The 20,668-nt window shown below is 66.2% G+C and carries 19 protein-coding genes; 13 read left to right on the plus strand and 6 right to left on the minus strand.

Features of this window, described 5'->3' with window-relative positions; all coding sequences use genetic code 11:
- Positions 1-92: 92 nt before the first annotated feature.
- The 5 genes from JF542_RS05300 to JF542_RS05320 all read right to left on the minus strand — a co-directional run bounded on the left by JF542_RS05300 (position 93) and on the right by JF542_RS05320 (position 4,795).
- A complete protein-coding gene (locus tag JF542_RS05300; RefSeq protein WP_207075020.1) occupies positions 93-941 on the minus strand; it encodes a MurR/RpiR family transcriptional regulator in 849 nt (282 codons plus the stop codon).
- Between the two features lie 302 nt (positions 942-1,243).
- Positions 1,244-2,518: a cysteine desulfurase-like protein gene (locus JF542_RS05305; RefSeq protein ID WP_242533599.1), complete on the minus strand. Its 1,275-nt coding sequence runs from the start codon at positions 2,516-2,518 to the stop codon at positions 1,244-1,246.
- A 32-nt stretch (positions 2,519-2,550) separates the two neighbouring features.
- A complete protein-coding gene (locus tag JF542_RS05310; RefSeq protein ID WP_207075021.1) occupies positions 2,551-3,288 on the minus strand; it encodes an amino acid ABC transporter ATP-binding protein in 738 nt (245 codons plus the stop codon).
- Positions 3,288-3,959: an amino acid ABC transporter permease gene (locus tag JF542_RS05315; RefSeq protein WP_007802965.1), complete on the minus strand. Its 672-nt coding sequence runs from the start codon at positions 3,957-3,959 to the stop codon at positions 3,288-3,290. The genes JF542_RS05310 and JF542_RS05315 overlap by 1 nt, the downstream gene beginning before the upstream one ends.
- Positions 3,960-4,009: 50 nt before the next feature.
- On the minus strand, positions 4,010-4,795 hold the full coding sequence (locus JF542_RS05320; protein ID WP_242533600.1) for a transporter substrate-binding domain-containing protein: 786 nt from the start codon (positions 4,793-4,795) through the stop codon (positions 4,010-4,012).
- Positions 4,796-4,958: 163 nt separating this feature from the next.
- On the opposite strand from JF542_RS05320, the gene JF542_RS05325 reads away from it, so the two are divergent.
- Genes JF542_RS05325 through JF542_RS05340 form a run of 4 tightly spaced genes read left to right on the plus strand, consistent with a single transcriptional unit; the run spans position 4,959 to position 8,361 of the window.
- Positions 4,959-5,684, plus strand: a complete 726-nt coding sequence (locus tag JF542_RS05325; RefSeq protein WP_207075022.1) for a FadR/GntR family transcriptional regulator — start codon at positions 4,959-4,961, stop codon at positions 5,682-5,684.
- A gap of 22 nt (positions 5,685-5,706) precedes the next feature.
- Complete coding sequence (locus tag JF542_RS05330) at positions 5,707-6,096, plus strand: hypothetical protein (RefSeq protein ID WP_207075023.1); 390 nt, start codon at positions 5,707-5,709, stop codon at positions 6,094-6,096.
- A gap of 16 nt (positions 6,097-6,112) precedes the next feature.
- The gene (locus JF542_RS05335) at positions 6,113-7,609 is read left to right on the plus strand and encodes an aldehyde dehydrogenase family protein (RefSeq protein ID WP_207075024.1); all 1,497 of its coding nucleotides are present in this window, start codon (positions 6,113-6,115) and stop codon (positions 7,607-7,609) included.
- On the plus strand, positions 7,609-8,361 hold the full coding sequence (locus tag JF542_RS05340; protein WP_207075025.1) for a sulfite exporter TauE/SafE family protein: 753 nt from the start codon (positions 7,609-7,611) through the stop codon (positions 8,359-8,361). The genes JF542_RS05335 and JF542_RS05340 overlap by 1 nt, the downstream gene beginning before the upstream one ends.
- A 36-nt stretch (positions 8,362-8,397) precedes the next feature.
- Here JF542_RS05340 and JF542_RS05345 read toward each other — a convergent pair whose 3' ends face one another.
- A complete protein-coding gene (locus JF542_RS05345) occupies positions 8,398-9,315 on the minus strand; it encodes a LysR family transcriptional regulator (RefSeq protein WP_207075026.1) in 918 nt (305 codons plus the stop codon).
- 153 nt (positions 9,316-9,468) lie between these two features.
- Between JF542_RS05345 and chvE the strand changes: the two genes are divergently transcribed.
- From chvE to JF542_RS05390, 9 genes are all read left to right on the plus strand, one after another.
- Positions 9,469-10,518: a multiple monosaccharide ABC transporter substrate-binding protein gene (gene chvE / locus JF542_RS05350; protein ID WP_040545869.1), complete on the plus strand. Its 1,050-nt coding sequence runs from the start codon at positions 9,469-9,471 to the stop codon at positions 10,516-10,518.
- 150 nt (positions 10,519-10,668) lie between these two features.
- Positions 10,669-12,222 (plus strand): multiple monosaccharide ABC transporter ATP-binding protein, encoded by a 1,554-nt coding sequence (mmsA, locus tag JF542_RS05355; RefSeq protein ID WP_207075027.1) that lies wholly within the window; start codon positions 10,669-10,671, stop codon positions 12,220-12,222.
- 12 nt (positions 12,223-12,234) lie between these two features.
- On the plus strand, positions 12,235-13,428 hold the full coding sequence (mmsB, locus tag JF542_RS05360; RefSeq protein WP_007802949.1) for a multiple monosaccharide ABC transporter permease: 1,194 nt from the start codon (positions 12,235-12,237) through the stop codon (positions 13,426-13,428).
- A gap of 74 nt (positions 13,429-13,502) precedes the next feature.
- Positions 13,503-15,248 (plus strand): L-arabinonate dehydratase, encoded by a 1,746-nt coding sequence (gene araD / locus JF542_RS05365; protein WP_207075028.1) that lies wholly within the window; start codon positions 13,503-13,505, stop codon positions 15,246-15,248.
- Positions 15,248-16,174: a Gfo/Idh/MocA family protein gene (locus tag JF542_RS05370; RefSeq protein WP_207075029.1), complete on the plus strand. Its 927-nt coding sequence runs from the start codon at positions 15,248-15,250 to the stop codon at positions 16,172-16,174. The genes araD and JF542_RS05370 overlap by 1 nt, the downstream gene beginning before the upstream one ends.
- A 15-nt stretch (positions 16,175-16,189) precedes the next feature.
- Positions 16,190-17,119: a dihydrodipicolinate synthase family protein gene (locus JF542_RS05375; RefSeq protein ID WP_207075030.1), complete on the plus strand. Its 930-nt coding sequence runs from the start codon at positions 16,190-16,192 to the stop codon at positions 17,117-17,119.
- Between the two features lie 13 nt (positions 17,120-17,132).
- A complete protein-coding gene (locus tag JF542_RS05380; protein WP_207075031.1) occupies positions 17,133-18,641 on the plus strand; it encodes an aldehyde dehydrogenase (NADP(+)) in 1,509 nt (502 codons plus the stop codon).
- Between the two features lie 129 nt (positions 18,642-18,770).
- Positions 18,771-19,619, plus strand: a complete 849-nt coding sequence (locus JF542_RS05385; RefSeq protein ID WP_207075032.1) for an SMP-30/gluconolactonase/LRE family protein — start codon at positions 18,771-18,773, stop codon at positions 19,617-19,619.
- A 1-nt stretch (position 19,620) separates the two neighbouring features.
- Complete coding sequence (locus JF542_RS05390) at positions 19,621-20,610, plus strand: aldose epimerase family protein (RefSeq protein ID WP_207075033.1); 990 nt, start codon at positions 19,621-19,623, stop codon at positions 20,608-20,610.
- Positions 20,611-20,668: the final 58 nt, after the last annotated feature.

A 20,668-nucleotide genomic window follows, 5' to 3' on the forward strand; every position in this document is an offset into this window, starting at 1 on the left:
AAAGGTTCACAAACGACATGTCGATTTTCATAAATGAATCTTTTTCACGTGCGCGGCGGATCGTTCTTTTCAGTTCTGAAAACCGAGCGATCTCATTTGCTGCTTTCTTCAGCCCATTGCGAATGGATCGACTCGATGTGGTCGAGTCGCCTCTGCGCCGAATCGCCGGTCCGCGTCGCAACCCGGGCGCAGAGATAGGTGACGAGGCTCAGCGGCGCGGTCATCGAACCGAAGACCGTCGGCCCTTCCGAGCGACCGCGCAGGATCAGGTCGGCGCCCCGCTTGTCGCCCGCCGCGAGCGAGTTGGTGACGAGGATGACCTTGGCGCCCGCGCGCCGTGACGAGCCGATCACGTTGCGCAGCTCGGCCGTGCGCCGACCGAGGCCGAAGGCCAGCACCGCGTCCTCGGGGCTGATCGAGGCGAATTCCTCCGGCACCGGGAAGCCGCTCAGGGGGATCATTCGGATGTCCGGAAAGACCTTGATGAGCAGCGCGCGAGCGAAGAGCGCCAGCGGATAGCCTTCGCCGAAGCCCACCACCCAGAGCTTGGCGGCGCGGCAGAGGATCTCGACGGCTTCCGACATCTGTTCTGCCGGAAGGGTTTCGAAGGTCCGCACGAGATGCTTCACCTCCGCGTCGAGATACTCTCCCGGAGAGAGAAACCCGCCCGAGAACGCCGGAACCTCGGGCGCCGTGGGCTTGGCGGACTGGCTCTCGCGCACTTCGTGCTGTGCCTCGCGATAGCCGCGATAGCCGAGCCGCCGGAAGAGCCGTGCCGCGGTGGCCTTCGACACGTTTGCCTGATCAGCAATATCGCCTGCGGTCATGTAGGCGAGCACGCCGACATCCTCGAGCAGAAGGTCGGCCAGCCGCCGCTCTCCACGCGGCATCTCGTCGTAGGCCAGCAAAAGGCGCTGTGCGATGTGATAGGTCTGGTCCATGGCATTCGTCCTGGGGCTGTCCGGGTCTCTGATTGTACAGCCTGGCAGGCTGCAATGGTCGTGCCCCATAGAAGCGGTGCACCTGCAGGGGCACCCTCCAACCGACGGTCGAGACTGCCCCTTACAGTGAAGGGCATCACGCCCCCGGGGACAACCGCAGGAAACGCTGCTTCTGCAACTCACCCGGACGAAGGGATGAGCCAAGCCCCACAGACGCCCGGACTGCTGTGGTCCGAGGCGTCGGGCGCGCCCAGCGGGCGCGACCATCACAGCCGCGCCACAGGCCTCCGCTGGCGATGCTATTAATCCGCGTCCGCCGCAAGTGTCAGCTCGACGCCGCTCAGAACGTCAGGCAGTGCCGAGAGCATGCGCTCGAGCTCTGCGAGGGTGTTGTAGTGCACCATCGAGACGCGCACGACGCCGTCGTCGTGATCTTCCCCCAAACGTTCGACCAAACGGCGCGAATGGAAATCACCAAACCGAATTGCGACCTTGTGGTCGTCCATCCCACGCGCGACTGCCCCCGAGTTCACGCCCTCGACACGGAAGGAGATCGTCGGAACGCGCAGGTTGCCGCCATTCCCGGGATCGCCGATCACCCGGCAGTCGTTGCGCGCGCCCAGCCAATCCAGCAGACGGTTGGTCAACACTTCCTCCTGACGCGCTATGGCCGCGAAGCCGGCCTCAAACAGCGCGCGCCCCTCCGCATCCGATCCGGCGCGGCGACCCAGCGCCTGCACGTACTCGACCACAGCCGTCATGGAGTAGGCCAGCTCGTAGTTCGGATTGCCCGGCTCGAGCTTCCCGGGGACCTTATCCTTGCCGTAGAAGTAGTGATACAGACCGTCGAGCTCGGCCAGCAGCTCGTACTTGCCGTACATGATCGCGGTGTGCGGGCCGTAGCACTTGTAGAGACTGAAGATATAGTAATCGACATCCCAGGCCGCCACGTCGATGGCGCGATGCGGCGCGTAGGCGACGCCGTCGACACAGATCTTCGCACCATGGCTGTGAACGAAGTCTGCGATCTCGCCGACCGGGTTGATCGCGCCGAGAATGTTGGAGACATGGTGCACGCAGACCAGCTTCGTGCGCGGCCCCATCAGCGGCGCGAGGTCTTCGAGACGCAGTTGCATCGACGACGTGTCGATGGGCCAGACCTTGATCACCACACCGAATTCGCGCAGCCGCTCCCACGGCCCGATGTTGGACTCGTGGTCGGCATGGGTCACGATGATCTCGTCGCCGGGTTCGAACTGGCTGCGCATGGCGGCCGCGAGGGTCTGGACCAACACCGTGGTCGAGGGACCAAACACGATTTCCTCGGGCCGCGCGGCGTTGACGAAGGTCTGAGCGGCGCGGCGCCCTTCCATCAGGGCCTCGGCCGCAAGCTGCGAGATCTCGTAGCTGCCGCCGATCTGCACATCGCGATGGGTGAGGAATTCGACGATCCGGTCCATCGCGCCCTGCAGCGTCTGTGAGCCGCCAGCGTTGTCGAAAAACGCCCAGTCCTTGGCCAACGCGGGAAACTGGCCGCGCACGAACTCCATATCCAGTTGATCTGTGTACTCTGACATCGGCTGCCCCTGTGTCTGTCTCGAAGTGGTGGTCAGTGGTCCAGCACGGCGTGCAGGAAGTTGCGGGTGCGCGTCTCGCGCGGGGCGGAAAAGAACTCCGCGGGCGGCGCGCTTTCGATCACCTCGCCGCCATCCATGAAGATCACGCGGTCGGCGACCTGCCGGGCAAAACCCATCTCGTGGGTCACAACCACCATGGTCACGCCGGTCTGCGCGAGGTCGCGCATAACGTCGAGCACCTCGCCGACCATCTCGGGATCGAGCGCCGAGGTGGGCTCATCGAAGAGCAGCACCTGCGGCTCCATCGCCAGCGCACGGGCGATCGCCACGCGCTGCTGCTGGCCGCCAGACAGGCCGCTGGGGTATTTCTCGGCCTGCGATTCCAGCCCGACGCGCGCGAGCAGCTGGTCGGCCTGGGCGGCCGCCGCGGCCTTCGTCGTTCCCCGCACGCGGCGCGGCGCGAGCATGATGTTCTGGCGCACGGTGAGGTGCGGAAAGAGATTGAAGCTCTGGAAGACCATGCCGACCTCGGCGCGCACCTTGGCCAGATTGGCCCCGGGCAACACCGGCACGCCGTCGACATGGATGGCACTGTCGGCGGAGAAATCCTCGAGCCTGTTGATGCATCGGATCAGTGTCGACTTGCCCGAGCCCGAAGGGCCGACAACGCACACCACTTCACCGCGCGCAATCTCGAGGTCGATGCCACGCAGGGCGTGATAGTGACCGTAGAACTTCTGCAGGTTCCGGATGCTGATATAGCCCGACATCATGCTTTCCCCCGGTTGAGCCGCCGCTCCAGACGCGACACCAGCAGCACCAGCGGCAGCAGAAACGCGAGATAGATCGCCGCGGCACCGATGAGCGGGCTCGGGTTGGCCGCAAGCGCCTGCGCCTGCGTCGCCTGCTTCAGCAGGTCCGGCATCGCCACGACCGAGGCCAACGCCGTGTCCTTGACGACGTTGATCGAATTGTTGGTCAGCGGCGGGATCACCATGCGGATCGACTGCGGCAGGATGACGTCGACCATGGTCTGACGATGACCGAGGCCCAGGGCTGCGGCGGCTTCGAACTGGCCTTTCGGGATGGCCTCGATCCCCGAGCGGAAGATCTCGGCCGTGTAGGCCCCCGAGACCATCGTGAGCGCGGTCATCGCCGACGCGAAGGGCGAGAGCCGCACCCCGACGAAGGGCAGCGCGTAGTAAACGATTATGAGCAGCACCAGCAGCGGGATCGAGCGGAAGACGTCGATATAGATGCGCGTGAGGATCTGCACCGGCCGCACCGAATAGAGCCGCATCATGCACAGCGCGAGGCCCAGCACGAGCCCGGCCAGGATGCTCGCGGCGCCCAGCTTGAGCGTGAGCCAGAGCCCCTTGAGCAACATCGGAAAACTTCGGGCGAGCACCTCGAAATTGAGGAAGGTTTCGAACAAGTCCATCTGGATCCCCTGCAGGGACCCGGGCGCTTCCGCGCCCGGATCGCGCGCGCTTACTCGGCGCTCGGCATGTCGAGAACGGTCACCGTCGAGGTTCCGGCCTCGGGCGCTGCGCCGAACCATTTCTCGTGCAGCTCCGCGAGCGTCCCGTCCTCTTTCAGACCACTGAGGATCTCGTTGACCTCGGTGGCCAGCTCCGCGTCCTTGGCGAACATGAAGGAGTACTTCTCACCGGTCTCGATGCGCTGCACGACCTCCAGCGCGGGCTTGTCCTTCACGTAGTACTGAAGCGCCGGGATGTCCGAGATGTAGCCGTCGATGCGGCCAGCGGTCAGGTCGAGCATGGCCGGCTGCAGGCCCTCGTAGCGACGAATGTCGGCGAAGCCGTAGTCCTCGGCGTGCTCGGTGGCCCACATGTCGCCGGTCGAGCCGGTGTCGACACCGACGACCTTGTCTTTCATCTCGTCCAGCGAGGCAGGCCCCTCGGCGCCAACGGTGAGCGACTGGTCGCTGTCATAGTAGGGCTGCGCGAAGCTCACCGACTGCAGGCGCTCGTCGGTGATGGTGATCGAGGACATCGCCATGTCGATGCGGCCCGACTGCACCGCCGAGAACAGCCCGTTGAACGGGATGTTGACGATCTCCACCTCGCGTCCGAGCTGCGACGCGACCGCGTTTGCGAGCTCGACCTCGAAGCCGACGAATTCGCCGCTCTCGTCCTGGAACTCCCAAGGCACGTTGCCGATATTCGCACCGACCTCGAGCGCTTCCTGCGCCTGAGCCGCAGCACCTGCGCCAGCGGCGACGACCCAAACCGGAACGATGAATTTTCTGAGCATTTTTTTCTCCCTGTTGTTTTGGATCCGAAGCGTTCGGATCAACCGGTCAGACCAGTCATACCGGTAGGATCACGCTGGCAAGATTTTTGCAAGTGTGCAATCACTAATTTCGGCGCTGCGAGAGCCGCGGCCGCAGGCAATGCTCAGAATTAGGAACAGAGCGATGGAAGAAGACTTTGGAAAGCTGCCGGTCACGGAGGTCGTGACGCGTCGGATTCAGGAGATGATCCGTAGCGGCGAATTCCCTCCCGATGCCAAGCTTCCCTCGCAGCGGATCCTGTCGGAGCGACTGGGTGTCTCCCGCGCCTCTTTGCGCGAGGCGCTTCTGACCCTCGAAACGCTCGGGCTCATCCGCACGCTGCCCGCGCGCGGCACCTTCGTGACCGGAGAGCGCACGCGCGCACCGAAGGCCGGCCAGAACTGGCGCCATGATGCCCGCTATTCGATCACCGAAGTGTTTCAGACCAGGCTCGTCATCGAAAGCGAGATGTGTCGCCTCGCGGCCCCGGTGATGACGGACGTACAACTCGCAGCGCTCGAAGCCGCCGCGCGGACCTTCGAACAGGCCTGGCGAAAGGGTGATCTTCTGGCGCATGTGGAGGCCGATCTCGATTTCCACTCGCAGATCGCCGACGCCTGCCCGAACGGGATGCTGCGCATGTTCTACCGGTCCATTCATGACGTGCTGACCGAAAGCCAGAGGGTTCCGATCCCGAACACCGAGGTCTCGAGAATGGAGGCTTCGATCTCGGAACATCACGCGATCCTCGCAACCCTCAGGGCGCGCAATGGTGCCATGGCGGCCCTCACGATGCGCACTCATATCAGCAATACGGCCTCGATTGCCGGGGCGCTTCTCGTGGAGGACAGCGAGGCTGACGGTCCGTAGATCGGCGGCGCGGAACGAACGCATGACGGATTTCCAAGGGTTTGGTCGCTGCTATGGTCTCGCGCAGCGAGAGGGTCCTTTGACCGGCCAACCAAGCCGACCAGAGCCCTTTGCGCCCGCCTCAAGCGTGGTGGGCTGGAGTCATCTCGGCCACCAGCTCATGCGCGGGATCGTTCCGTGGATGCCGAAAATTCGATCTACTCCAGCATCGGCGACACCGGAAAACGGCGCGATGCGTCCTGCGCAGGCCGGGCGGCGGCTTGCACAGCTTGCAGCCGGCGACAGGACGTCTATCCCGGACCTGACGATCTTCCGGGGCGCCCTGCCCCGTCATGGCGTCCCGACGCCGCTCCGCCGGATCGGACAGCGCTGCGCCGATCACTGGTATCATTTCAAGGATAACCGGGCCTGAGCCCGGACAAGGACAGATGAAAGACACGCACGATATCTCCCCCGCCGCGCAGGCCGAACTCTGGCGCGACCGCTATTCCAAGGTTGCCCTGATCGGCGGCAGGCTGGTCCCTTCGGCCAACGCCATCGAGGTGATCGAGCCGGCCCACATGACGGTGCTTGGCGAGGTGGCCGCCAACGACGCCGCCGACGTGAATGCCGCCGTCGCCGCCGCGAAGGCCGCAGCGCATGACTGGGCCGAGACCCCGGCGCGCGAGCGCGGCCGGCTGGTGGCCGAAGCCGGCCGCATCATGCTGGCGCAGCTCGAGCCGCTGGCGCATCTGCTGGCCCGCGAGACCGGCAAGGCGATCCGCACCGAGTGCCGCGGCGAGATCCGCGTCGCCGCCGACCTGCTCGAGATGTTCGGCGGGCTGGGCTCCGAGATCAAGGGCGAGACCCTTCCATTCGCCCCTGACGTCTTCGCCGCCACCACCCGCGAGCCGGTGGGCGTGGTTGGTGCGATCCTGCCGTGGAACGTGCCGCTGGTGCTGATGATGCTCAAGATCGCGCCGGCGCTGGTTGCCGGCAACCCGGTGGTGATCAAGGCCTCCGAGGTCGCCCCCTTCGCCACCTACGCCTGCGCCGAGATGCTGGCCGCGCTGCTGCCCGAGGGCGTGATCAACGTGGTCTGCGGCAGCGGTGCCGAATGCGGACAGGCGCTTGTCGATCATCGCGACGTTGCCAAGATCACCTTCACCGGTTCGGAAGCCGTCGGCGAGAAGATCTACATCTCGGCCGCGAAACGGCTGATCCCGGTGTCGCTCGAACTCGGCGGCAAGAGCCCGATGATCGTCTGCGCGGATGTCGATCTCGAGCGCGCGGTCGAAGGTGCCGTGACCGGCATGCGGTTCACCCGGCAGGGCCAGAGCTGCACCGCCGCCAGCCGGATCTACGTGCACGCGGACATCCACGACGCCTTTGTCGCGGCCCTGAAGGCGCGGCTCGACACGCTGGTGATCGGCGATCCGCTCGATGAGGCCACCGATATCGGCACCATCTCCTCGCCGCAGCAGGTGGCAAAGGTGAAAGGCTACGTCGCGCTGGCCGATGCCGCGCCCGAGGCCGAGGTGATCCGCTGCGCAAAACTGCCCGAGGCCGACACGCTCGCGCCCGATCTCTTCCTTCAGCCAACGCTGGTTCTCGGCATCGACCCTCAGAGCCCGGTGGTGCAGGAAGAGATCTTCGGCCCGGTCACGGTGATCCGGAAATGGACCAGCTATGACGAGGTCATGGCGCAGGCCAACGACACCGATTTCGGCCTCGCCGCCTCGATCTGGACCAAGGACCTCGCCACCGCGCTGACCGCGTCCAAGCAGCTCGACGCGGGATTCGTGCAGGTCAATGCCGGCTTCACCATCCAGCCGAACCTCTCCTATGGCGGCTTCGGGCGCTCGGGGCTTGGCAAGGAGGCCTCGCTCGAGTCGATGCTCGAACATTTCACCCGCAAGAAGACCGTCGTGCTATCGATGAGCTGATGCTGACCGGTCTTGCCTTCGTGACGATCGCAGAGATCTGCGGCGTGGTGGGGATCGCGGCGGTGCTCCGCGGCCTCACCGGCTTCGGCTTCGCGCTCGCCGCGGTGCCGCTGCTCAGCCTCGTGATCCCGCCAGCGCAGGCGGTGGTGATCGCGGTGCTGCTGCAGTGCCTCGTGGGGGTGCGCGACCTGATCAGCCTGCGCGGCCAGTTCGACCGGTGCGAGCTCGGCCGGATGGGCCTTGGCGCTTTGATCGGCACGCCGCCGGGCATCCTGCTTCTGGGCTGGCTCGATCCCGACGTGATGCGCGTGGTGATCGCGGCGATCATCTGCCTTGCCATCCCGATGCTGGCGCTGCCGCCGAAACCGCGCGGTGCCGGGGCGCTGCAGCTGGCCTTTCCGGCCGGGTTCGCGGGAGGATTCTTCGGCGGGCTTGCCGCTATGCCGGGACCGCCAGCGATCACATATTTCCTCTATACCGGCGCAGCCGCCGCGCGCATGCGGGCGAGCTTGATGATCTTCGTGGCCATCACCGCCGCCATCGCGCTGCCCGGTCTTGCCGTCGCAGGCCTCCTGCACGGCAGCGACCTCGTCGCGGCGCTCTGTGCCTTTCCGGTGATGCTTGGCGGCACCTGGCTCGGCGGCAGGCTGTTCGCGCTGACCAGCGAGAGACGCTACCGGCTGGTGTCGCTCTCGGTGCTGCTCGCGACCGCCCTCTCGGCCGGAGCGCGTGGCCTGTCCGCGATGCTCTAGCAGTCAGGTCATCCCGGGCCGCGCGCTTGGCCTTGCTCACAACCGTTTCAGCACTTCCTTCAAGACCCGTTCGGAGGCGCGCGGCAGTTGCTGGCTGCGGTTGGAAAGGACGAAATACGGCGAGACCGTCATGTCGCAGGCCATCTGCAGCGCCACCAGCCGCGCCCCGAGCGCGCTGCCGGTCAGGATCTCGGCGACCTCCTCGGACTGCGGCGAGATCACGTCCGCCTGCGCGATGATCGAGAGCACGATCAACAGCGACGAGGAGTTCGAAACGTTCGCCGGCACCGGCGTGCCGGCCTCGAGGAACGCCGCCTCCACCGCCTGCCGGATCGGAGAGCCGCGCTCCTGAATCACCCATTCGTAACCCGCCACCGCCTCGAGGGGCAGATCCGGTACGCCCGCCAGCGGATGCGTGTCGCGCACCAGTAGCGTGACGCGCTCCGAGCGGGCCGGGTAGACGTGGAACTCGCTGCTGTCCTGCTCCGGCGTCAGCCGCGCGATAACGAAATCAAGCCGACCCTCGCGCAGGCCGCGAACCAGTTGCACCGACGGGCCGACCTCGATCGTGGTCTCGATATCGGGGCTCTCGTCCTTCACCTTGCGCAGCGCCGGCATCAGGCAGCCCACCGCCGGACCGGTCACCGCTCCGACCCGCACCACGCCTGACCGGCCGCCCGCGATGCTCTCGACCTCGGCCTCGAGCGTCTCGAGCTCCCAAAGGACCACGCGCACGTGGCGCAGGACCGCCTGCCCCGCCTGGGTAAGCTCCATCCAGCGGGGGTGCCGCACGAATAGCGGCGTGCCCATATTGGTCTCGATATCCGCCAGCATCCGGCTTGCCGCCGGCTGCGAGATAGACAGCGCCTCGGCCGCGAGTTGCAGCTTCTGCTTCTTCGCGATCTCATCGATCAACTTGAGGTGGTTCGGCTTCAGCCGTCTGCTCAGATCCATCCGGTCGCCATACCTGAAATGATATGCATTTCTTCCATAATAGCATTTTACAGATATAGATCGAAAGCGCTACGCAGTTGATGGTTGAGGAGACCAGGAACTGATCAGCGGCCACCAAGGCGTGAGGAGCCGGCCGCGAATGTGGAGGAGATCATGACTATCAAGTCACTTGCGGCCGTTTCGGCCGCCGCTCTCGTGCTGGCTACCGGCGCCTATGCCGACGGCCTGATCGGCATCGCCATGCCGACCAAGTCGTCCGCCCGCTGGATTTCCGACGGCAACTCGATGGAGGAGCAGCTTCAGGCCGCCGGCTACGAGACGATCCTGCAATATGCCGAAGACGACATCCCGAACCAGGTCAGCCAGATCGAGAACATGATCACCCGCGGCGTGGATGTCCTCGTGATTGCGGCGATCGACGGCACCACGCTCTCGAACGCACTGGAGAATGCCTACTACGCCGATATCGAGGTGATCAGCTACGACCGCCTGATCCGCGACAGCCCTTATGTCAGCTATTACGCCACCTTCGACAACTTCCAGGTCGGCGTTCTGCAGGCCTCGTCCCTGGTCGACGGCATGAAGGAGCGGTTCGGCGACGGACCCTACAATGTCGAACTGTTCGGCGGCTCGCCGGACGACAACAACGCGTATTTCTTCTACAATGGTGCGATGTCGGTGCTGCAGCCGCTGATCGATGACGGCACCATCAATATCGTCTCGGGCCAGATGGGCATGGACACCGTGGGTACCCTGCGCTGGGACGGCGCGGTGGCGCAGGCGCGGATGGATAACCTGCTCTCCGCGCATTACACCGACGAGCGGGTGCACGGCGTCCTGTCGCCCTATGACGGGCTGTCGATCGGCATTCTGAGCTCGCTCAAGGGTGTGGGCTACGGCAATGGCGATCTCGAGATGCCCATCGTCACCGGTCAGGACGCGGAGCTGCCCTCGGTGAAGTCGATCATCGCCGGCGAGCAGTATTCCACCGTGTTCAAGGACACCCGCGAGCTGGCGGGCGTCGCCGTCGACATGGTCGAGGCGCTGCAGAACGGCACCGAGCCCGAGATCAACGACACCGAGACCTACGACAACGGCGAGAAGGTGGTCCCGTCCTACCTGCTCAAGCCGGTGCTGGTGGACAGCTCGAACTGGGAAGAGATCGTCGTCGAGAGCGGCTATCACGACGCCTCGGAGTTCTGAGCAAACCGGAGCCGGGGCCACCGGCCCCGGACGCCCGGACCCGGGCCGGCCACGGCGTCGACCCAGCGGGATCCGCACCGGTCTCCCACGGAGCGGGCGCGCATCGCCGCCCCGCGCGGATCCCACCCATGAATACGAGAGGTCAGCGGCATGACATCCCTGCTCGAGATGTGCGCCATCACCAAGGAATTCCCCGGCGTGAAGGCGCTCGACAACGTCAACCTGACGGTGGCCCGGGGTGAGATCCACGCCATCTGCGGTGAGAACGGCGCCGGCAAGTCGACCCTGATGAAGGTGCTCTCCGGCGTCTATCCCGCCGGCACCTATGACGGCGAAATCCGCTATGCTGGCCAGCCCGCGCAGTTCGCCGACATCAACGACAGCGAAGAACTGGGGATCATCATCATCCATCAGGAGCTGGCGCTGGTGCCGCTGCTGTCGATCGCCGAGAACATCTTCCTCGGCAACGAACGCGCCACCAAGGGCGTCGTCGACTGGCGCGAGACCTTCCGGATGACCACCGACCTGCTCGACAAGGTCGGGCTGAGCGAAGCGCCGGGCACGCTGGTCGACAGCCTCGGCGTCGGCAAGCAGCAGCTGGTCGAGATCGCCAAGGCGCTGTCCAAGGACGTGAAGCTGCTGATCCTCGACGAGCCGACCGCGGCGCTGTCCGAGCACGACAGCCAGGCGCTGCTCGACCTGATGCTCGAGCTGAAGGCGCAGGGCGTCACCCAGATCATCATCAGCCACAAGCTCAACGAGGTGCGCCGCGTGGCCGACAGCGTCACGGTGATCCGCGACGGCGCGACCGTGTCGACGATGAACACCCGCACCGATGACATCACCGAGGACCGCATCGTGCGCGACATGGTGGGCCGCGACATGTCGAACCGCTACCCGCCGCGCCCGCATCGTGCCGGCGAGATGCTGATGGAGGTCGAGGGCTGGTCGGTCTGGCACCCCGAGCACAAGGACCGGCAGGTGATCCGCAACGCCTCGTTCCGGGTCCGCGCCGGCGAGGTGGTGGGCATCGCCGGGCTGATGGGCTCGGGCCGTACCGAGCTTGCGATGTCGATCTTCGGCCGCAGCTACGGCCAGAACATCTCGGGCCGGGTCAAGATGCACGGTCGCGAGGTCGACACCTCGACCGTCGGGCGCGCCATCGAGTCCGGGCTCGCCTATGTCACCGAGGACCGCAAGTCGCTGGGCCTGATCCTCGAGGAGACGATCCAGAAGAACACCACGCTGGCGAACCTGCCCAGCGTCTCGCGCAACGGCATCATCTCGGAGGGCGAGGAAACCCGCGTGGCCGAGCGCTACCGGAAGGCAATGAACATCCGTACCCCCTCGGTCTTCCAGAAGGTGATGAACCTCTCCGGGGGCAACCAGCAGAAGGTGGTGCTGTCGAAGTGGCTGTTCTCGGAGCCGGAGGTGTTGATCCTCGACGAGCCCACGCGCGGCATCGACGTGGGGGCGAAATTTGAAATCTACAACATCATCAACAGCCTGTCCGAGCAGGGCAAGGGCGTGGTGATGATCTCGTCGGAGATGCCGGAACTTCTGGGCATGTGCGACCGGATTTACGTGATGAACGAGGGCGCGCTGGTCGGCAAGCTGAGTGCAGCCGAAGCGAGCCAGGAGCGGATCATGTCGATGATCGTGACCGACGTGGTCGACGAGCCCGCCATGGGCGCGGCGGAATAGGGAGAGGGACAGTTGGAACTGGCTGAAAACAAACGCGGGAACAACGGCGGAAGTCTCGTTCAGTACCTGTCGAAGCACCTGCGAGAATACGGGCTTCTGGTGGCGCTCATCGCGATCATGCTCTTCTTCCAGGTGGTGACCGACGGCACCCTGCTGAAACCCGTCAACATCACCAACCTGTTCCTGCAGAACAGCTATATCATCATCATGGCGCTCGGTATGCTGATCGTCATCGTGGCGGGGCATATCGACCTCTCGGTCGGCTCGGTGATGGGCTTCATCGGCGCTCTGGCGGCGGTGATGATGGTGAACTGGGGCTGGCCGGTCTGGGCCACGATCCCGGCCTGCCTCGTGGCCGGCATCGTGATCGGTGCCTGGCAGGGCTACTGGGTCGCCTACTGGAAGATCCCGGCCTTCATCGTCACGCTGGCGGGCATGCTGGTGTTCCGCGGCCTGTCGCTGTGGCTGCTCGAGGGCCAGTCCGTCGGCCCGTTCGAGCGCAGCTTCCAGTCGCTGTCCACCGGCTTCATCCCCGACTTCACCGGGCTTGGCCGCCCCAACGGCACGGCGCTGGTCGCCGGGGTCATCGCGGTCATGCTGATCGTCTGGCTCGGCCTGCGCCAGCGCATCACCAATCGCAAGTACGGCATGGAGGAAGAACCCGCCGCCTTCTTCTGGGCGCGCACCATCATCGTCAGCGGCGCGCTGTTCTACGTCATGTACAAGCTCGCGGGGTTCCGTGGCCTGCCCAACGTGATGATCTCGATGGTGGTCCTAACGCTGATCTATGCCTTCATCACCGAGAACACCACGCTCGGCCGCCGCATCTATGCGCTCGGCGGCAACGAGAAGGCGGCCAAGCTCTCGGGCATCAAGACCGAGCGGCTCACCTTCCTCGCCTTCGTGAACATGGGGATGCTCGCGGCGCTGGCCGGGCTGATCTTTGCCGCCCGTCTCAACACCGCGACGCCCAAGGCCGGTTTCGGCTTCGAGCTCGACGTGATCGCGGCTGTGTTCATCGGCGGCGCGTCGATGTCCGGCGGCTCGGGCAAGATCATCGGTGCGGTGGTCGGCGCCTTCATCATGGGGGTGCTGAACAACGGCATGTCGATCATGGGCATCGGCATCGACTACCAGCAGGTCATCAAGGGCCTCGTGCTGCTCGCCGCGGTGTTCTTCGACGTCTACCAGAAAAACAAGGCCTGAGGCGCCATCACGGGCGCGCGGCTGTCGCGCCCTGCCCGCCTCGCCAAGATCTCCCTAGCAATGGACCGACCGACATGACTTTCAAACCTGCCCCCTGGCCCCGGCGCCTGCGCTCGCAGGAATGGTACGGCGGCAATTCCCGCGACACGATCTACCACCGCGGCTGGCTGAAGAACCAAGGCCACCCGCACGATCTCTTCGACGGGCGCCCGATCATCGGGATCATGAACACCTGGTCCGACCTGACCCCCTGCAACGGTCACCTGCGCGAGCTGGCCGAGAAGGTGAAGGCGGGCATCTGGGAGGCCGGCGGCTTCCCGGTCGAGGTCCCGGCCTTTTCGGCCTCCGAGAACACCTTCCGCCCGACGGCGATGATGTACCGCAACCTCGCGGCGCTCTCGATCGAAGAGCAGCTGCGCGGCCAGCCCATCGACGGCGCGGTTCTGATGGTGGGCTGCGACAAGACCACCCCCTCGCTGCTGATGGCCGCCGCTTCGTGTGATGTGCCGTCGATCGTGGTCACCGGCGGGCCGATGCTGAACGGCTATTTCCGCGGCGAGCGTGTCGGGTCCGGCACCCATCTGTGGAAATTCTCCGAGGCGGTGAAGGCCGGCGAGATGACCCAGGAAGAGTTCCTTGAGGCCGAGGCGGGCATGTCGCGCTCGACCGGCACCTGCAACACCATGGGCACCGCATCCACGATGGCGTCGATGGCCGAGGCGCTTGGCATGGCGCTCTCGGGCAACGCCGCGATCCCGGCGGTCGACAGCCGTCGCCGAGTCATGGCGCAGCTCTCGGGGCGGCGCATCGTGCAGATGGTCAAGGATGACCTCAAGCCATCTGACATCATGACCAAGCAGGCGTTCGAGAACGCCATTCGAACCAACGGGGCCATTGGCGGCTCGACCAACGCGGTGATCCACCTGCTTGCCATCGCGGGCCGGGTCGAGGGCGTGGACCTCACGCTCGACGACTGGGACCGCTGCGGGCGCGATGTCGAGACCATCGTCAACCTGATGCCCTCGGGCGAATACCTGATGGAGGAGTTCTTCTATGCCGGCGGCCTGCCGGTGGTGCTCAAGCGGCTCGGAGAGGCGGGCCTTCTGCACAAGGACGCGCTCACCGTCTCGGGCGAGAGCATCTGGGACGAGGTTCGCGACGTGCTCAACCACAACGAGGACGTGATCCGTCCGGTGGGCAAGGGCCTCACCCCTCAGGGCGGCATCGCCGTTCTGCGCGGCAATCTCGCGCCGAACGGCGCGGTGCTGAAGCCCTCGGCCGCCTCGAAGCACCTGCTGCAGCACAAGGGGCGTGCCGTCGTCTTCGAGGATATCGACGACTACAAGGCGCGGATCAACGAGCCCGATCTCGACATCGACGAGACCTGCGTGATGGTGCTGAAGAACTGCGGTCCGAAGGGCTATCCGGGCATGTCCGAGGTCGGCAACATGGGCCTGCCGCCGAAGATCCTGCAAAAGGGCATCACCGACATGGTGCGGATCTCGGACGCGCGCATGTCGGGCACCGCCTACGGCACCGTCGTCCTGCACACCTCGCCCGAGGCCGCCGCCGGTGGTCCGCTGGCGGTGGTGCGCAGCGGTGACATGATCGAGCTCGACGTGCCGGGCCGGCGCCTGCATCTCGACATCTCGGAAGCGGAACTGGCCGAGCGCCTCTCCAACTGGACGCCGACCGCGGAGAGCTTTGAGAGTGGCTATGGCTGGCTGCACCAGCAGCACGTGGAGGGCGCCGATACCGGCGCGGACCTCGACTTCCTCAAGGGCTGCCGGGGCAACGCCGTCGGAAAGGACTCGCACTGATGCAGATCGCACTCGCAGGCATCGGCAAGATCGCCATCGACCAGCACGTTCCCGCCCTCTCGGCGTCTGAGGACTGGGAGCTTGCCGCCACCGTCTCGCGCTCCGGCACGGTCGACGGGGTCGACGCCTTCGACAGCCTCGACGCGATGCTCGAGGCCTGCCCCGAGATCCGGGTGGTGTCTCTCTGCCTGCCCCCTGTCCCGCGCTTCGAATTTGCCGCCAAGGCGCTGGCCGCCGGGCGGCACGTGATGCTCGAGAAGCCGCCGGGCGCGACGCTCTCGGAATGCGCCGAGCTTGAGCGGATGGCGCGCGCGCGCGGGCTGTCGATCTATGCCACGTGGCACTCGCGCGAGGCGCAGCAGGTTGCCGCCGCCAAGGCGTGGCTCGCGGACAAAACCCTGAAATCTCTTCATATCACGTGGCGCGAGGATGTCCGGCGCTGGCATCCCGGGCAGGACTGGATCTTCGAGCCCGGCGGGCTCGGCGTGTTCGATCCCGGCATCAACGCGCTGTCGATCCTGACCGAGATCCTGCCCGACGCGATCCACCTCCGCGAGGCGGTGCTCTCCTTCCCCGACAATCGGCAAGCGCCGATCGCGGCAGAGCTCGCCTTCCGCCACCCGGGCGGCGCCGCGATCAGCTGCGATTTCGACTTCCGGCAGGACGGCGAGCAGACCTGGGAGATCAAAGCGATCTGCGCCGAGGGCACGCTCAAACTCACCCATGGCGGCGCCCAGATGTTCGTCGACGGCGCCCCCGCGGGCGAGGCGCTCACCGGGCTCGCCGGGGAATACCCCCGGCTCTACGCCAAGATGGCGCAACTCGTGCGCAACGGCCGGATCGACATGGACCTTTCGCCGCTGCGCCACGTCGCCGATGCCTGCCTGCTGGGCCGGCGCGAGACCGTCGCCCCCTTCCATTTCTGACGTCGAGGAATTTTCGTGACCGACCTCAAGACAACCCCGCTCACCGGCATCCTGCCCGTCGCGCCCACGCCCTTCTTCGAGGATGGCTCGCTCGACCTTCAGGGCATGAAGAACACGCTCGACTGCCTGATCGATCAGGGCGTCGACGCGATCTGCATCCTTGCCAACTATTCCGAGCAGTTCGTGCTCTCCGACGAGGAGCGCCGCGTCCTCACCAAGCTCTGCCTCGAGCATGTGGCAGGCCGGGTTCCGGTGATCGTCACGATCTCGCATTTCTCGACCCAGGTGGCGATCGAGCGCGCGACCCACGCGCAGTCGCTCGGCGCAGCGATGCTGATGATGATGCCGCCCTATCATGGCGTCGGACTGGTGCCTGCAGCGGACGGAATCCTCGAGCATTTCGCCGCGGTTTCCGACGCGATCTCGATCCCGATCATGATCCAGGACGCGCCGCTCTCGGGCGTCACGCTGCCGGTGCCGCTCTTGGCCAAGATGGCGCGCGAGATCGAGAATGTCTGCTATTTCAAGATGGAAACCCCGTTTGCCGCCGACAAGCTTGAGGCGCTGATCGCCGCGGGCGGCAGCGACATCATCGGCCCCTTTGACGGGGAAGAAGCGGTCACGCTGCTGGCCGATCTCGATGCCGGGGCGACCGGCACCATGACCTCGGGCATGTTCGCCGAGAAGATCCGCCCCATCGTCAGCCACTATCTCGCCGGCGACAAGGCGGCGGCGCTGGCGCAGTGGCAGCTTTGCCTGCCGCTGATCAACCACGAGAACCGCCAGTGCGGTCTGCGCGCCTGCAAGGTGATCTACAAGGAAGGCGGCGTGATCGCCTCGGACCATGTGCGTCACCCGCTCAAGCCGATGACGCCCCGCACCCGCACCCGGCTTCTGGAGCTCGCGCGTGATCTCGACATCATGGCGCTGCGCTGGGGCAAGTAAGAGGAGCAACGACATGACTTTCCACGGCAAACACCTGATCGCCGGCGCCTGGGTCGGCAGCGACGACACCTTCTCCTCGACACCGGTCGCCGGCACGCCGATCGCGGTCTCGAAGGGGACGCCAGCACAGGTCGACGCGGCGGCACAGGCTGCCGAGGCGGCCTTCCCGGCCTACGCCACCACCACGCGCGAGACCCGCGCCACCTTTCTCGAGGCCATCGCCGACGAAATCGACGCCCGCGGCGACACCATCACCGAGATCGGCACCGCCGAGACCGGCCTGCCCGCTGGCCGGCTCGAGGGCGAGCGCGGCCGCACCACCGGCCAGCTGCGGCTCTTCGCGGCGCATATCCGGGACGGCGCCTATCTCGATATCCGCAACGACGCCGCCCTGCCCGACCGCGCGCCGCTGCCGCGCCCGGACCTGCGGATGATGCAGCGCCCGACCGGCCCGGTGGCGGTGTTCGGCGCCTCGAACTTCCCGCTGGCCTTCTCCACCGCCGGCGGCGACACCGCCTCGGCCCTCGCTGCCGGCTGTCCGGTGGTGGTGAAGGGCCACGAGGCCCATCCCGGCACCGCCGAGGTCGTCGCCGAGGCGATCCACGCCGCCATCGAGGCCACCGGCATGCCCGCCGGGACCTTCTCGATGATCCATGGCGGCAGCCACGAGGTCGGCGGTGCGCTGGTCCGGCATCCGCTGATCAAGGCGGTCGGCTTCACCGGCTCGCTGCGCGGCGGCAAGGCGCTGTTCGATCTTTGCGCGCAGCGCCCGGAGCCGATCCCGTTCTTCGGCGAGCTCGGCTCGATCAACCCGATGTTCTTCCTGCCCGCCGCGATGACGGCCCGCGCCGAGGAGATGGCCAAAGGCTGGGCCGGCTCGCTCACCATGGGGGCGGGGCAGTTCTGCACCAACCCCGGCGCTCTTGTGCTGATCGAAGGCTCCGAGACCGAGGCCTTCCTCGCCGCCGCGAAAGAGGCGCTGGAGGCGACCGCGCCGCAGACCATGCTCACTGAGGGCATCGCAGATGCCTACCGCACCGGGGCCGAGACGCTGTCGTCGCAGAGCGGCGTGCAGGAGGTGATGACCTCGACCTGCGACCTGCGCAACGCCACGCCCTACCTGCTGCGCACCACCGGCACGGCGTGGATGGAGAACGAGACGCTGGGCCACGAGGTCTTCGGCCCGCTGGGCATTGCCATCGTGGTCCGCAACGAGGACGAGATGCTGGCCGTCGCCAACAGTTTTGCCGGGCAGCTCACCGCAACGCTGATGATGGACGAGGACGACACTCCTCTGGCGCAACGCCTGTTGCCGGTGCTCGAGCGCATGGCGGGCCGGGTGCTGGCCAACGGGTTCCCCACCGGGGTCGAGGTCTGCGACGCCATGGTGCATGGCGGCCCCTACCCCGCCTCGACGAATTTCGGCGCGACCTCGGTCGGGACCATGGCGATCCGCCGCTTCCTGCGTCCGGTCTGCTACCAGAACCTGCCCGAGGCGCTGCTGCCGCAGGATCTGAAATGACCTTGGCAAAGCGCCCGGAGACAATGAAAAACCTCACGCGCAAGACGCCCCTGGCCTCTTGCGGGTGGGGGCCCAAGACGGCCAAGGTGGCGGAGAGAGCCCGTCGTTGCGGCCCGAAGGTGTGACGCCATGACCGCGACCATCTGCGACACGCGACCCTGCGAGCTGGGCGAGGGCGCGTTCTGGCACCCGGAACGGCAGCAATTGTTCTGGTTCGATATCCTGAGCGCGCGGTTGCTGTCCTTCGACGGCACCGGTCCGCTGGCGTGGCAGTTCGACGAGATGCACTCTGCCGCCGGCTGGATCGACCGCGACACGCTGCTGCTCGCCTCCGAGACCGGGCTCTGGCGCTTCGACATCGGTTCGGGCCAACGCGAGCGGCTGGCGGAGATCGAAGCAGAGGATGACCGCACTCGCTCGAACGATGGCCGGGCCGACCCTCATGGCGGCTTCTGGATCGGCACCATGGGCAAACACGCGGAGCCGGGGGCCGGGGCAATCTATCGCTACTTGGATGGCAAGGTGACCCGGCTCTACGACAGCATCTCGATCCCCAACGCGATCTGTTTCAGCCCCGACGGCAGGACAGCCCATTTCGCCGACACGCGCCGCCAGATCATCTGGCGGGTCGAGCTCGACGCGGACGGCTGGCCGTGCGGGGAGCGCGAGGTCTTCCTCGACCTGCGCGCGCAGGGGCTGTTTCCCGACGGAGCGGTGATCGACGCCGAGGGTGGGCTTTGGAACGCCCAGTGGGGCGCGGGCCGGGTCGCGCGCTACCTCCCCGACGGGCAGTTCGACCGGGAGATCCTCGTGGGCGGACGGCACAGCTCCTGCCCGGCCTTCGGCGGTCCTGACCTGCGGCGACTCTACATCAGCACCGCGCGTGAGGGGATCGAGCATCCCGCCGCGGCGCAGGGGCTGCTCTATCAGGCCGAGAGCCCGGTCGCGGGCCTGATAGAGCCGCGGGTGCGGGCCTGACATGGCGCGTGACCAGATCACCGCCTTCGGCACACTCCCGGACGGCACGCAGGTCATGCAGGTCGAGATCGGACGTGGCGCGCTGCGCGCCTCGCTCCTGAGCCATGGCGCCCGCCTGCGCGACCTGCGGCTTGACGGGGTGTCGCATCCTCTGGTGCTCGGCGCCTCCAGCCTCGCGCCATATCTCGGGAAGATGACCTATTTCGGCGCCACCGTCGGCCGCTACGCCAACCGGATCGGCGGCGGGCGGTTCACACTCGACGGCCAAGAGGTGACGCTCGACCGCAACGAAGCAGGCCACACCTGCCTTCATGGCGGTCGCGAGGGCACCGCAACCCTGCCCTGGGATCTGGTCGATCATGGCGCCGATCACGCCACCTTCGCGCTCGAATTGCCCGACGGCCACATGGGCTTTCCCGGAGAGCTCGCCATCACCACCACCTACCGCTGCCAAGACAGCGGGCTGGAGATCGTGACCGAAGCCACGCCCTCGGCGCCCTGCCCGCTCTCCTTCGCGCATCATTCCTATTTCGCGCTGAGCGATGAGGGCAATATTGACCAGTGTCGTCTCCAGATCGCGGCGGAACGCTACCTGCCGGTGACCGCAGAGCAGATCCCGACCGGCGAAATCGCGTCCGTCGCGGAAACGCCCTTCGATTTTCGCCGTCCGCGGTCTCTGGGCCCGCAAACGATCGATCACAACTTCTGTCTCGCACGCGGGACAGGGCCTGCGGCTCGGCTCACGGCACCGTCGGGCCTGCAGCTCGAGGTCGAGACCGACGCCCCCGGGCTCCAGGTCTATACCGCGGATCACATCGCAGCGCCGGCGGGGCCTGATCCCGACCGTGCCGCATATGGGCCACGCGCCGCCATCGCGCTGGAGACGCAGGAATGGCCCGACGCCCCGAACCATCCGACCTTTCCGAACCCGGTGATCCGTCCCGGCCAGATCTATCGCAACCGGACGACATACAGGTTCCGCAACACATAAGCGGGGAGCGCTGAGAGGCTTGTACTGGCTTGGATCTCCCGGCCGACAGGATCGACCA

The sequence above is a fragment of the Salipiger bermudensis genome (genome assembly GCF_017309175.1).
Classification (GTDB): Bacteria; Pseudomonadota; Alphaproteobacteria; order Rhodobacterales; family Rhodobacteraceae; genus Salipiger; species Salipiger bermudensis.

Coding starts and splice junctions, on each gene's coding strand:
- JF542_RS05300 (WP_207075020.1), bottom strand. CDS start 941: ATGGACCAGACCTATCACATCGCACAGCGCCTTTTGCTGGCCTACGAC.
- JF542_RS05305 (WP_242533599.1), bottom strand. CDS start 2,518: ATGTCAGAGTACACAGATCAACTGGATATGGAGTTCGTGCGCGGCCAG.
- JF542_RS05310 (WP_207075021.1), bottom strand. CDS start 3,288: ATGTCGGGCTATATCAGCATCCGGAACCTGCAGAAGTTCTACGGTCAC.
- JF542_RS05315 (WP_007802965.1), bottom strand. CDS start 3,959: ATGGACTTGTTCGAAACCTTCCTCAATTTCGAGGTGCTCGCCCGAAGT.
- JF542_RS05320 (WP_242533600.1), bottom strand. CDS start 4,795: ATGCTCAGAAAATTCATCGTTCCGGTTTGGGTCGTCGCCGCTGGCGCA.
- JF542_RS05325 (WP_207075022.1), top strand. CDS start 4,959: ATGGAAGAAGACTTTGGAAAGCTGCCGGTCACGGAGGTCGTGACGCGT.
- JF542_RS05330 (WP_207075023.1), top strand. CDS start 5,707: ATGACGGATTTCCAAGGGTTTGGTCGCTGCTATGGTCTCGCGCAGCGA.
- JF542_RS05335 (WP_207075024.1), top strand. CDS start 6,113: ATGAAAGACACGCACGATATCTCCCCCGCCGCGCAGGCCGAACTCTGG.
- JF542_RS05340 (WP_207075025.1), top strand. CDS start 7,609: ATGCTGACCGGTCTTGCCTTCGTGACGATCGCAGAGATCTGCGGCGTG.
- JF542_RS05345 (WP_207075026.1), bottom strand. CDS start 9,315: ATGGATCTGAGCAGACGGCTGAAGCCGAACCACCTCAAGTTGATCGAT.
- chvE (WP_040545869.1), top strand. CDS start 9,469: ATGACTATCAAGTCACTTGCGGCCGTTTCGGCCGCCGCTCTCGTGCTG.
- mmsA (WP_207075027.1), top strand. CDS start 10,669: ATGACATCCCTGCTCGAGATGTGCGCCATCACCAAGGAATTCCCCGGC.
- araD (WP_207075028.1), top strand. CDS start 13,503: ATGACTTTCAAACCTGCCCCCTGGCCCCGGCGCCTGCGCTCGCAGGAA.
- JF542_RS05370 (WP_207075029.1), top strand. CDS start 15,248: ATGCAGATCGCACTCGCAGGCATCGGCAAGATCGCCATCGACCAGCAC.
- JF542_RS05380 (WP_207075031.1), top strand. CDS start 17,133: ATGACTTTCCACGGCAAACACCTGATCGCCGGCGCCTGGGTCGGCAGC.
- JF542_RS05385 (WP_207075032.1), top strand. CDS start 18,771: ATGACCGCGACCATCTGCGACACGCGACCCTGCGAGCTGGGCGAGGGC.
- JF542_RS05390 (WP_207075033.1), top strand. CDS start 19,621: ATGGCGCGTGACCAGATCACCGCCTTCGGCACACTCCCGGACGGCACG.